At 65.4% G+C, this 11,361-nt stretch carries 16 protein-coding genes; 3 read left to right on the forward strand and 13 right to left on the reverse strand.

All coding sequences use genetic code 11. From position 1 onward, the window contains the following. Window positions 1-21: 21 nt before the first annotated feature. From phnE to CCOS191_RS22365, 4 genes are read right to left on the reverse strand one after another with little or no spacing between them, the layout of a single operon-like run. Window positions 22-789: a phosphonate ABC transporter, permease protein PhnE gene (gene phnE / locus CCOS191_RS22350; RefSeq protein ID WP_046857036.1), complete on the reverse strand. Its 768-nt coding sequence runs from the start codon at window positions 787-789 to the stop codon at window positions 22-24. Then, on the reverse strand, window positions 786-1,613 hold the full coding sequence (locus CCOS191_RS22355) for a PhnE/PtxC family ABC transporter permease (RefSeq protein WP_046857037.1): 828 nt from the start codon (window positions 1,611-1,613) through the stop codon (window positions 786-788). The genes phnE and CCOS191_RS22355 overlap by 4 nt, the downstream gene beginning before the upstream one ends. Beyond that, window positions 1,607-2,401, reverse strand: coding sequence for a phosphonate ABC transporter ATP-binding protein (locus CCOS191_RS22360; protein WP_046857038.1), 795 nt, complete (start codon window positions 2,399-2,401; stop codon window positions 1,607-1,609). Before CCOS191_RS22360 ends, CCOS191_RS22355 begins: the two co-directional genes overlap by 7 nt. After that, on the reverse strand, window positions 2,398-3,252 hold the full coding sequence (locus CCOS191_RS22365) for a putative selenate ABC transporter substrate-binding protein (protein ID WP_046857039.1): 855 nt from the start codon (window positions 3,250-3,252) through the stop codon (window positions 2,398-2,400). Before CCOS191_RS22365 ends, CCOS191_RS22360 begins: the two co-directional genes overlap by 4 nt. A gap of 120 nt (window positions 3,253-3,372) precedes the next feature. Between CCOS191_RS22365 and selD the strand changes: the two genes are divergently transcribed. After that, window positions 3,373-4,407: a selenide, water dikinase SelD gene (gene selD, locus CCOS191_RS22370; RefSeq protein WP_046857040.1), complete on the forward strand. Its 1,035-nt coding sequence runs from the start codon at window positions 3,373-3,375 to the stop codon at window positions 4,405-4,407. Then, the gene (mnmH, locus tag CCOS191_RS22375) at window positions 4,407-5,519 is read left to right on the forward strand and encodes a tRNA 2-selenouridine(34) synthase MnmH (RefSeq protein WP_046857041.1); all 1,113 of its coding nucleotides are present in this window, start codon (window positions 4,407-4,409) and stop codon (window positions 5,517-5,519) included. Before selD ends, mnmH begins: the two co-directional genes overlap by 1 nt. A gap of 73 nt (window positions 5,520-5,592) precedes the next feature. Here the strand turns inward: mnmH and CCOS191_RS22380 are convergent, their stop codons facing one another. The 4 genes from CCOS191_RS22380 to CCOS191_RS22395 all read right to left on the reverse strand — a co-directional run bounded on the left by CCOS191_RS22380 (window position 5,593) and on the right by CCOS191_RS22395 (window position 7,912). Continuing rightward, entirely contained in the window at window positions 5,593-5,949 is a 357-nt protein-coding gene (locus CCOS191_RS22380; RefSeq protein WP_156177685.1) for a hypothetical protein, read from the reverse strand. A gap of 63 nt (window positions 5,950-6,012) precedes the next feature. After that, on the reverse strand, window positions 6,013-6,453 hold the full coding sequence (locus CCOS191_RS22385) for a Panacea domain-containing protein (RefSeq protein WP_046857043.1): 441 nt from the start codon (window positions 6,451-6,453) through the stop codon (window positions 6,013-6,015). Window positions 6,454-6,570: 117 nt separating this feature from the next. Next, on the reverse strand, window positions 6,571-6,957 hold the full coding sequence (locus CCOS191_RS22390) for a lysozyme inhibitor LprI family protein (protein WP_046857044.1): 387 nt from the start codon (window positions 6,955-6,957) through the stop codon (window positions 6,571-6,573). 34 nt (window positions 6,958-6,991) lie between these two features. Further along, entirely contained in the window at window positions 6,992-7,912 is a 921-nt protein-coding gene (locus tag CCOS191_RS22395; protein WP_046857045.1) for a LysR family transcriptional regulator, read from the reverse strand. Window positions 7,913-8,003: 91 nt separating this feature from the next. On the opposite strand from CCOS191_RS22395, the gene CCOS191_RS22400 reads away from it, so the two are divergent. Beyond that, the gene (locus tag CCOS191_RS22400; RefSeq protein WP_038707398.1) at window positions 8,004-8,471 is read left to right on the forward strand and encodes a DMT family transporter; all 468 of its coding nucleotides are present in this window, start codon (window positions 8,004-8,006) and stop codon (window positions 8,469-8,471) included. A 5-nt stretch (window positions 8,472-8,476) separates the two neighbouring features. On the opposite strand, the gene CCOS191_RS22405 is transcribed toward CCOS191_RS22400, so the two are convergent. From CCOS191_RS22405 to CCOS191_RS22425, 5 genes are all read right to left on the reverse strand, one after another. Next, a complete protein-coding gene (locus tag CCOS191_RS22405; RefSeq protein ID WP_046857046.1) occupies window positions 8,477-9,016 on the reverse strand; it encodes a hypothetical protein in 540 nt (179 codons plus the stop codon). A 115-nt stretch (window positions 9,017-9,131) separates the two neighbouring features. Then, window positions 9,132-9,671 carry a hypothetical protein gene (locus tag CCOS191_RS22410; RefSeq protein WP_046857047.1) on the reverse strand — a complete coding sequence of 180 codons (540 nt, stop codon included), beginning with the start codon at window positions 9,669-9,671 and terminating at the stop codon, window positions 9,132-9,134. Window positions 9,672-9,721: 50 nt separating this feature from the next. Next, window positions 9,722-10,285, reverse strand: a complete 564-nt coding sequence (locus CCOS191_RS22415; protein WP_046857048.1) for a GNAT family N-acetyltransferase — start codon at window positions 10,283-10,285, stop codon at window positions 9,722-9,724. Window positions 10,286-10,457: 172 nt separating this feature from the next. Continuing rightward, on the reverse strand, window positions 10,458-10,709 hold the full coding sequence (locus CCOS191_RS22420; RefSeq protein WP_046857049.1) for a DUF3077 domain-containing protein: 252 nt from the start codon (window positions 10,707-10,709) through the stop codon (window positions 10,458-10,460). Beyond that, window positions 10,706-10,951: a hypothetical protein gene (locus CCOS191_RS22425; RefSeq protein ID WP_046857050.1), complete on the reverse strand. Its 246-nt coding sequence runs from the start codon at window positions 10,949-10,951 to the stop codon at window positions 10,706-10,708. The genes CCOS191_RS22420 and CCOS191_RS22425 overlap by 4 nt, the downstream gene beginning before the upstream one ends. Window positions 10,952-11,361: the final 410 nt, after the last annotated feature.

An 11,361-nucleotide genomic window follows, 5' to 3' on the forward strand; every position in this document is an offset into this window, starting at 1 on the left:
ATCAGGTGCCGCGAAATGTCCTCAGGCGCGCACGAAACGCTGGCGCAACACATCACTCAGGGCATCCACCAGCAACACCAGCACCAGCATGGCGATGATCACCGTGCTGGCCTGGGCCTCCTGGAACAGGCTCAGGGTCGCGTAGAGCATCTGCCCCAGCCCACCCGCCCCCACGAAACCCAGCACGCTGGCCATGCGGATGTTGTTCTCCCAGCGATACAGGCTGTAAGCCAGCAACTGCGGCCACAGGTTGGGCAAGGTGCCGAAACAGAAGGCCGCCACCTGGCTGCCGCCCTGCAGGCGAATCGCCGCCGCAGGCTCGGGCGGTGCATTCTCCAGTGCCTCGGCAAACAACCGCCCCAACACCCCGGCGGTATGCAGCGCCAACGCCAGGGTGCCGGCATTCGGTCCCAGGCCCGCGGCCAGCACGGTCAACGCCGCCCAGACCAGCTCCGGAATCGCCCGCAGCGCATTGAGCAACAGGCGCGCCGCGCCCTGCAACGGCAAGCCGAAACGCCCGGCGGCCGGCAGCGCCAGCAACAGGCCGAGCAGCATCGCCAGCAGCGTCCCCATCCCCGACATCGCCAGTGTTTCCAAGGCGCCCTGCCCTACCGCGCGCAGGTGTGCCAGCGACAGGTCCGGGTGCAGGAAACGCGCCGCGTATTCGCCCATCTGCGCCGGCCCGCCACTGCCGACGACCGCTGCCAGGTCCAGCTCCAGATAGGCGAACGATGCCAGCACTGCCGCCAGGATCGCGACGACCACCAGCCCATTGATCATCCGGTTCATGCCAGCCTCCCGCGCAGGAAACGGCTGAGCAAGTCGGCCAGCACGACCAGCAGCAGGAAAGTCAGCAGCATGCTCGCCACCTCGGCACCGGCGAACATGCGCATCGACAGATCGATCTGCTGGCCCAGTCCACCGGCACCGACGAAGCCCATCACCACCGAAGCGCGCACCGCGCACTCCCAGCGGTACACGGTGTAGGACACCACTTCGCTCGCGGCCTCGGGCAGGGTGCCGTAGAGAAACGCCGACAGGCGGCTGCTGCCGGCCTGCAGCAAGGCATGGGCCGGGCGCTGGTCCACCGACTCGAAGATCTCCGCGTAGACCTTGCCGAGCATGCCGCTGTAGGTGATGGCGATGGCCAGTACACCGGCAGTCGGGCCCAGGCCCACGGCGCGGACGAACAGCAGCGCCCAGACGATCTCGGGCACGCTGCGCAGGAAGATCAGCAGGCCGCGCACCGGCAGGCGCGCAGCCCGGGACCATGGCCCCAGGCGCCCAGCACTGGAAGCGGCCCGCAACGACAACGCCCGGCTGGCCAGCAAGCTGGCCGGTACCGCCAGCAGCAGTGCCAGGCTCATGCCTGCGGTGGCCACGGCCAGGGTCTGCACCGTGGCGGTAAGCAGCAAATCGAGAAACCCGGCATCGTGGGCCGGGGGCCAGAACGCGCTGACGAAGCCGGCCATCTGTTGACGGTTCTCGGCCTGCAACAGCACGCCGGGGTCAAGCTCGCTCAAGTGCAAGCCCGGCCACAGCAGCGCCAGGCACAGCAAGGTCAGCAGCAAACGAGGCAAGGCAGCGGGATCGCGCTGGTCAGTGCTCAGCATCGCGGGATCTGCACCTGCAGGCTCGCCGTCGCGGCGACAGGCGATGTCAGTTGCTCATTGGCGTACAAGGCGTCGAGCATCGCTTCGCTGACCGCTTGCGCCGGGCAATCGAACGCCACCTGCCCGGCGCGAATGCCGACGATGCGCGGAAAGTGCGCGAGGGCGAGCTCCACCGCGTGCAGGCTGGCGACCAGCGTCACGCCATGGGCCAGGGCATGACGATTGAGCAACGCCAGGCTGTGATCGGCAAGCACCGGGTCCATGGCCGAGACCGGCTCGTCGGTCAGCAGCACTTCAGGTCGCTGGTACAAGGCGCGGGCGATGCCGACCCGTTGCAACTGTCCCCCCGACAACTGCCCGCACTGGGCGAACAGCTTGTCAGCCATGCCCAGCTCGGCCAGTGCCGCGCGGGCACCGGGTACATCTCCGGGGTGAATCAGGTTGAGCAGCCCGCGCAATGTGCCCCACTGCCCCAGCCGCCCCGCCAGCACGGCGGTGACCACCCGCTGGCGCGGCGGCAGGGGCGGTGCCTGGTGCACCAGGCCGACCCGTGCGCGCAAGCGCTGGCGGGCGCGGGCAGACAGTGCCCAGGGCTGCTCGCCCAACAACTCCAGGCGCCCGCCACTGGGCGGCACGGCAGTGGCCATCAGGTGCAGCAGGCTGGACTTGCCAGCTCCGGACGGACCGATGATCGCCACCCGCTCGCCTTGGCCGATGTGCAGGTCCAGCGCGCTCAAGGCCTGGACCTGGCCATGGCGCACGCTGGCGCCCTGAACACGAATACTCACTTGAGCAGGCCGGCCTCGCGCGCGGCTTGCTCGGTGCCCTGGTAATTCTCCGGCCTGGTTTCGATGAAGCGGCTGGCGGCCTGCAGGTCGAGGATCGCCTTGTCCGCAGGCTTGGCCGGATCCAGGGCGAGGAAGGCCTGCTTGATCTTTTCTTTCAGCGCCGGGTCCATGTTGCCGCGCACGGTCCAGTTGTAGTCGAAGTACTCCGGCGTGGTGGCAAACACCCGCACCTTGCTGGTGTCGACCTTGCCGGCGGCGACCAGCTTGTCCCAGACGCTGGCGTTGAGCACGCCGGCATCGGCCTTGCCGGCCTGGACCCAGGCGGCGGTGGCATCGTGGGCGCCGGAATAGGCGACGCGGCTGAAGTATTCCTCAGGCTTGATGTTGTCGTTCTTGAGCATGAAGTAACGCGGCATCAGGCTGCCCGAGGTGGACGAAATCGAACCGAAGGCGAAGGTCTTGCCTTTGAGGTCCTTGAGGCTCTTCACGTCCGGATTTGCGGTGATGAACTTGCTGGTGAACTTGGCATCCTGCTCACGCTGCACCAGCGGCGTGGCCTTTGGGTCCTTCAGGTGCACCTGGACGAAGGTGAAGCCCCCCAGCCAGGCCAGGTCCAGGCGATCGCTGGCCAGCGACTCGACCACCGCCGGGTAGTCGGCCACCGGTACGAACTGCACCTTCATGCCCAGTTGCTGCTCGAGGTATTCGCCCAGTGGCTTGAACTTGCGCAGCAGTTCGGTCGGTGCCTCGTCGGGGATGGCGCTAACGCGCAGCACATCGGCGGCCTGGGCGACCACGGCGCAGCAGGACAGCGCGAGACCGGCAAACAGTGCCAGGGGGCGTTTGAGCATGGGGGGTTCTCCGGTTCAATAGCGGGGCATGGGTCGGTGTCGCATCGCGGGAAGTATAAGAGCCGCAGGCACAAAGGCCAGCTTTGCTACAATCGCGCATCACGAAAAGTCGAGGTGCACATGAGCGAGCCGATTCGTCTGACACAGTACAGCCACGGCGCTGGTTGTGGCTGCAAGATTTCTCCCAAGGTGCTGGATGTAATCCTCGCCGAGAGCGGCACCCAGGCCCTCGACCCGAACCTCTGGGTCGGCAACGCCTCGCGCGACGACGCTGCCGTCTACGCCCTGGACGACGAACGTGGCGTGGTCTCGACCACCGACTTCTTCATGCCCATCGTCGACGACCCGTACGACTTCGGCCGCATCGCCGCCACCAACGCCATCAGCGACATCTACGCCATGGGCGGCGACCCGCTGATGGCCATCGCCATCCTCGGCTGGCCGATCAACGTATTGCCGCCGGAGGTCGCCCGCGAAGTGATCCGCGGTGGCCGCGCGGTCTGCGCAGAGGCCGGCATCCCATTGGCCGGTGGCCACTCCATCGACGCCCCGGAACCAATCTTCGGCCTGGCCGTCACCGGCGTGGTAAGCAAGCGCCACCTCAAGCGCAACGACACCGCCAGCGTCGGCAGCCGCCTGTACCTGACCAAGCCGCTGGGCATCGGCATCCTCACCACCGCCGAGAAGAAGGCCAAGCTGCGCGAACAGGACCAGGGCCTGGCCCGCGACTGGATGTGCACCCTGAACACCCCCGGCAGCCGCTTCGGCAAGCTCGACGGCGTGCAGGCCATGACCGACGTCACCGGCTTCGGCCTGCTCGGCCACCTGGTCGAAGTCGCCGAAGGCAGCGGCCTCACCGCACGCCTGCAGTTCGCCGCCGTGCCGCGCCTGCCCAGCGTCGATTACTACCTGGCCGAGGGTTGCATCCCCGGCGGCACCTTGCGCAACTTCGACAGCTACGGCCACAAGATCGGCGCGCTGAGCGACGAACAGAAGCACCTGCTGTGCGATCCGCAGACCAGCGGTGGCCTGCTGGTGGCAGTCAGCCCACAGGGCGAGGCAGAATTCCTCGCCGTGGCACGGGAGCTCGGGCTCGAACTGGCGCCAATCGGCGAGCTGGTCGAGCGACAGAGCCACGCAGTCGAGGTGATCTGATGCGCCCCGACTGCACCGATCTGAAACGGCTGTTCCTCGACAACGTGCCGCTGATGGACATGCGCGCGCCGATAGAATTCACCAAGGGCGCCTTCCCCGGTACGGTCAACCTCCCCCTGATGACCGACCAGGAGCGGCAGAAAGTCGGCACCTGCTACAAACAGCAGGGCCAGGCCGCCGCCATCGCCCTGGGCCACCAGCTGGTCAACGGTGCGGTGAAGCAGCAACGCCTCGACGCCTGGGCGGCCTTTACCCAGGCTCACCCCGACGGCTACCTCTACTGCTTCCGTGGCGGGTTGCGCTCACAGATCGTCCAGGGCTGGCTCAAAGAAGCCGGCATCCAGTATCCGAAGGTGGTGGGCGGCTACAAGGCCATGCGCACCCTGCTGCTGGAGACCACCCAACAAGCGGTGCAACACTGCGACTTCGTGCTGGTGGGCGGCCTGACCGGCACCGGCAAGACCGACGTGCTGCTCCAGCTGGACAACGTGCTGGACCTGGAAGGCCATGCCAACCACCGCGGCTCCAGCTTCGGCAAGCGCGCCACCGCGCAGCCGGCGCAGATCGATTTCGAGAACGCGCTGGCCATCGACATTCTGAAAAAACGTGACCGGGGCATCGGCCAGTTCGTGCTCGAGGACGAAGGTCGCGTGGTCGGCAGCTGCGCGGTGCCGCTGGAGTTGTACCAGGGCATGCAGCGCTATCCGCTGGTGTGGCTTGAAGACAGCTTCGAGCATCGCGTGGAACGCATCCTGCGCGACTACGTGATCAACCTGTGCGCCGAGTTCATCGCCGTGCACGGTGCACAGGCCGGCGGCCCGCTGTTCGCCGAACGCATGCGCCAGAGCATGACCAACATCTACAAACGCCTGGGTGGCGAGCGCTTCCAGCGGCTGTCGACGTTGCTCGACCAGGCGCTGGAGGAGCAGTTGCGCAGCGGCGACGTGAGCCTGCACCGAGGGTGGATAGAAGGGCTGCTCAAGGAATACTACGACCCGATGTACGCCTACCAGCGTGCGGCCAAGGCGCAACGGATCGAATTCGCCGGAGACGGGGTGGAAGTGCGTGAGTACCTGAAGGCCCGGGCGCTGCGTGAGCAACGCGGCGCCTGAATCGCAAGCCCGCTCCTACTCCCCTGTTGGAGCGGGCTTGCCCGCCCAACCAAAGGGGTCACTGTACTCCGCGTCAATGCTTGTACAACTTGAACTCACGATCTATCCAGATCACATGAAAAATCCGCCCACTGCGGTACCCCACCATCGCCACCAGGTCGAAAGCCCTGAACGCCAGCAGCCGAACATCTTCAGTGAGGAATGAAGGCAATACAGCCCTGATACTGCCGCGCGAAATCGTCTCCGTACCATAGCCGTGGCGATCGAGCTGGCGGATCTCTCGCCACGTGCGCTGACTGATCTGACGCAAGCGCTCGAGCATCCTGGCGCGCTCTGCCTGCTGGCAGTCCTGAATGCACCAACCTGATTGCAGATACTCCAGTGAGAACACCGGGGGGCGCAGGTCCGATTCGTCAGCCTCGCCTGCCATGTGGCGTGCCCTTACCTGATTTCCCTGAGCATCTCGCTCCTTGAGCCGCTTACGTACCATCGCTCAGTTCACCAGGTGATTCCTGAAATACCGTTGCATTTCATCCCGGGGAATCTCCCGGCTGAAAGCGCCCTCCTGATAGTTGTCCCGCCAAGGGTCTTCTTCATGGGTCAGTTGACGGAGCTTCCACGCCGAATACTGCCCATAGACCTCAAAGACCTCCTTGATCAGGCGGGTCTGATCCCTGGAAAAACAGGTCGGCTCGAACACTGCAGGCATCGGGATCGGGTTCGAGCCATGCTGGCTGAACCGACGGTAGAGATCGGCCACGACCGGGCCATGCATCCAGGCCTCGATACGCTCTTCGAACAACGGCGCGCCCAGCAAGGCCAGGCTAAAGCCCTGCGCGTAGTAGACGAGCTTCTGCAGCTTCAGGTTCGAGATCTCACCCGTCTCGCCTTCTAGGGTGAGGAAGTAATTGGCGACATCGATGCTTTCAGGCATGTGCTCCTCCCTTGGTGAACGTGCTGTCCATGAGCTGTACAAAAATACAGCCATCAGGGTCGCGGCGATACCCTCCAGCCGACCAGTTCACCCGCCAATCTGTAAGCTGATGCTGCGCTACTGCCCCGGGCTGAGCACCCGTTCCAGCTCCGCCGCCCGGTCCTTGCTCATGTCCATCTCGCACATCGCGCCTTCGATGCGGTAGATGCTGCCGTTGCTCAACTTGCCGTGGAACGCGCAGTTGCCGTCGCGGTACTTCATCCAGGTGCGCTGGACCTCGCGCAGGTCCTTCTGCTGCTGGCTGTCGAGCTTGGCCATCAGCTGCTTGTAGACCCGGTTCAGCCGGTCATCCTGCAACCGGGTCTCGGCCTGGATGCAGGCGCCCATGGCCAGGGTGCTGGAGGCCTTGTCCATGCACTGGGTGTAGGTGGGCGAATAGTCCTCGGCCTGGGCGCCGGCAACGATCAGCAGGGCAGCGGCGCCGACCAGGCAATGCTTGAACATGGGTTTTCCTTTTCGCAAATGAATGCGGCACAGCCTAGCACCCTGCCGCGTCGTCGTTCACGCACAGCGCCTGGATTTGCGCCCGCAGCCAGCGGTGCCCGGCATCGCCATCGCGCCGCGAGTGCCAGGCCTGGGCGAAGGCGAACGGTAAGATCGCCAGCGGCGGCGCGAACTGGCGCAGGGCGGGGTCCAGGCGAGCACCGGCGAGGCTGCGCCGAGCCACGGTGAGCACCAGGTCGGTCCCGGCAATGACACTTTGGGCCACGCCCCAATGCGGCAGGGTCAAGGCGATGCGCCGACGCGCGCCCAAGGTGGCCAAGGCCTGGTCGATCTCATTGTCGATGCCGGGGCGCACCGCCACCAGCACATGGGGCCGCGCCAGCCACGAGTCCAGCGCCAGGCCGCCGCGGGGCGGCAGGCTGGCGCGGTCGGCCAGGCAGACGAAGGACTCCTCGAACAACACCTGCTGGGCCATTTCCGTCGGCAGCTCGGGAAACACACCCAGCGCCAGGTCCGCCTCGCCGTCGATCAACTGGCCGAGCATCGCCTCGCGGCTACCCTGGGACACCACCAGGTCGATGCCCGGCGCTTCTTGCCGCAACAGGCGCATCAGCGACGGCAACACCACGCGGGCGCCGTAGTCGGACATGGCCAGGCGAAAGGTACGCCGAGCCCGCGCCGGCTCGAAGCCCGGCGTGCCGAGCAATCCGTCGAGTTGCTGCAAAGCCTCCTGCAACGGCGCGTGCAGGGCTTCGGCGCGGGCCGTCAGTTGCAGGCGGCCACCGCGTCGCACCAGCAGCGGATCGGCGAAGATCTCGCGCAACTGCGCCAACGCATGGCTGACCGCCGGCTGGCTGCGGTGCAGGCGCAATGCCGCACGCGAGACATGCTGCTCGCTGAGCAGGGCGTGCAGAGTCAGCAATAGATTGAGGTCGATACGGCGCAAATCATCCATGCTACGAATACAGCCTGTGCAAAGTTCGAATTTCCATCATTGAAGTGCATAGCGAAGACTGAGGCCAGTGTTTTGATCAGGAGTAGACACCATGCCCGCCAGCCTCTTCGCCGCCCTTCCCTTGCTCATCGCCCTTCTCGCCGGGGCGGCCGTGCCGTTTCAGGCGGGCAGCAACGCCGCGCTCGGGCGCCTGCTCGGCCATCCGTTGTGGGCGGCCGGGGTGTCGTTGCTGGTCAGTCTGCTGATGCTGGTGCCGGCCCTGCTGCTGATGCGCGCGCCGCTGCCACAGGTGCAGCAACTGGCCCATGCGCCCTGGTGGGCCTGGTTCGGCGGGGTTGCCGGGGTGCTCTACATCACCGCCGCGCTGGTGCTGACGCCACGGCTAGGCGCGGCGGGGTTCATCGTCTGCGTGGTGGCCGGGCAGGTGCTGTCGTCGCTGCTGATCGACCAGTTCGGCCTCATGGGCCTGCCGGAGCGACCGGTGAACCTGCTGCGGCTCGCGGGAGTGGGAATGATCGTGCTTGGGATGATCGCGGTGCAGTGGGGCACGGCGCGTTAAGGCCATCACAAGGTGCGCGGCTGCTCCGGCGGCACGATCACCTTGTGCGGCTCGAAGCGCAGCGATGGCATCTGCGTACCGGCATACAGCGCCACGCTCAGGGCCGCGATCAGCGCCACATCGAGCCAGCCCCAGCCTGGTACATCCGCTGCTGAACGCGCCTTCCAGCACCACCATAGCTGCCCCATGCAAAACACCAGGATCGCCAGCAACCACAGGTAGAAGCCCGCGCCAAAACCGGTCACATCCTGGAAGGCGTAGCTCTGGTTGTCCGGCAAGCGGGTGATCGCAAAGCTGCTGGCCGCCAGATACAGCGCCAGCAGGCCGCACCCCAGCGCCAGGCGGCGGAACCGTCGGTGGGCAAGGATCGCCAACGCCAGCAATGGGTTGGCGAACCACTGGTACAGGCCAAAGGCGATACCCCATGGGCCGTAGAGCAGCATCTGCAATGCCGGTACATGTCGCCCTGCACCTGTCAGGGCACCATCGAAGGCCAGGCTCAGCAGGTACAGGGCGAGGCTTGTGGTCAGGTAGAAAGCGGGCAAGTCAGGCACCTGGTAAAAGCGGACGAGCTGCGACCTTAACCCAGCCCCTGCCGTCTTTCCAAACCCAAGGCGCGTCTGGCCCCGACAAAAAGGCCGCGCAGCAAATCCGGAGTGTTCAGCCTGCCTGTACCTGCTCCATTGGCTCGTCGGAACTGCGAATCTGCACGCCCAGGCTGGGCATCTGAGTCGCCAGGTAGATGGTGCTCGTCAGCACCGCGATCAGCAGCACATCGAACCAGCGCCAGCGCGGCATATCCTGCGCCGTCTGCGCCTTGCGGCACCACCATCCCTGCCCCAGGCAGAACAGCAGGATTGCCAGTGACCACAGGTAGTAGCCGGGGCCGAAGCCGGTAAGCGGCAGGAAATCATAGCTGCGGTTGTCCGGCAGCCGCTCGATGCCCAGGCAACTGAGCGCCAGGCCCAGGGCGATCAGGCCCGCGCCAAGCGCCACCCAGCGAAAACGCCGGCGGGCGAGGATCGCCAGCCCCAACAACGGATTGGCAAACCACTGGTACAACCCGAAGGCAATGCCCCATGGGCCCATGACCAGTATCTGCAGCGCCGGCATATGCCCGTCGACGCCCATCAGCAGGCCATCGAAACACAGGCAAAGAAGGAACAGCACAAGGGTGAACATCACATAAAAAGCAGGCACGCGCAGGCTCCATCCAGCAGCGAAAGGCGCGACCATAGCGCAAGCGGGCGTCAGGCGACAGGCGGTTCGAGCAGCAGACCGTAAAGCCCCGAGTCAGACAGCTCGCCGGCCACGCACCAGCGCGCGCGCAGGGTGCCCTCCAGGACGAAGCCCTGGCGCTCCAGGGTACGTGCCGAGCCCTGGTTACGCGGGTCGATTTCCGCCTCCAGGCGGCGCAGGTGCAGGGTGTGGGCCAGGTAGTCGATGAAGCAGGTCAGCGCTTCGTCCATGTAGCCCCGGCCCTGGGCGGACTTGGCCAGGCAGTAGCCGATTTCGCCCCGGCGCGAGACCTCTTCGAGATTGAACAGCTGGACCATGCCGATCAGTTCGCCGTTGTCACGACGGTACATGCCCAGCTTGAGCAACTGGCCGGCGGCATAAGCCTCGCGGTCGGCAGCCAGGGCGCTCTCGGCCTCGGCCAGGGTCTGCCAGGGGGCGTGGTACCAGTAACGCATGACCTCGGGGTCGGCCATGATGGTCAGCCACTGCTGCGCGTCGCCATGACGCATGGGACGCAACTGCAGGCGTGGGCTGTCGAGGCACAGGTCGCTGGGGAAACTGCGGGGGTCGGGCACGCCGGGACTCCTGTCCGGTGGTGAGGAGATGACAGTCTAACGACAGTGGCTCGGTCTGGCATCCCTGGGGCCGCTTTGCGGCCCTTTCGCCGGCAAGCCGGCTCCCACAGGCATTACACAAAACCCGGTGGGAGCCGGCTTGCCGGCGAAAGGGCTGCGCAGCAGCTCCCATTCACCGCGCTCGATTCAACCCCAATTCCATGTCATCGATCAGCCCCTTGGCCAGCCCACTGAGAATCCGTGCGGCACTGCCGGCCATGAGGTCCCCTTCCATCTCCGCCTCGGTGGTGAAATGCGCCACGCAGCCGAGCAGCACCGACAGGTCGCTGAAGGCGTGGTCGAACGGGATGCCGGGCTGGATACAGAAGATCTCGAGGCAGGTGGTCTTGCCCTGGGTCGGGCCGGGCTTGAAGTCGTCGCTCATACCGGCGCCCCCTTGGCCCGGGCGTGGCGGACCAGCGAGATGACCAGTTGGCCGAGGATTTCGACGCTGTCCATCATCACGTCAAGGCGCGCGTCGCGCTGGCAGACGGTGTAGGCGTGGACGGTGTCGCTGAGGGTGTGCATCAGCTTGTTGGCGTGGGCCATGGCTTCCTCGGGGTCGAGGTCGCTGATGATGGTGACGAAGGGGATTGGATAGGGTGGGTCGGGTACAAGTTTTTTCATGGTTACTCCTCGAAATTGAAATTCAGGAACAACCACCTCGATCCTTCTCACAGATTAGGGTGGCAGTCGTACGCATGGTGAGAAGCCCGTGTGTAACCATGAATCCACGGTCAGGCCAAAGCCTGCACGCGCACGACCGCCATTGACGAAATCGACATGGTTCACACAACGGGCTTCTCACACCCGGTCGCCAAATGTGACGACCCAGTGACGGTACCCCTGATGTATTTCCCGGCCAATTCAGAGCCTTCCGGCTGGCGCGTAGGATAGGTCCGAAGCGCTGGCTGGCTGAAGGATTTGGTTTCAAATTCGGAAATGTCTTACGGGCTTGGGTCGAGGTTTTGATCGCGTTATGGCGGACAGGTGTTCGCCGCAATCCTTGCAGCGCCTATGAGATCGAGCGCCGCCCG

It is taken from the genome of Pseudomonas sp. CCOS 191 (genome assembly GCF_001007005.1).
GTDB classification, from domain to species: Bacteria; Pseudomonadota; Gammaproteobacteria; order Pseudomonadales; family Pseudomonadaceae; genus Aquipseudomonas; species Aquipseudomonas soli.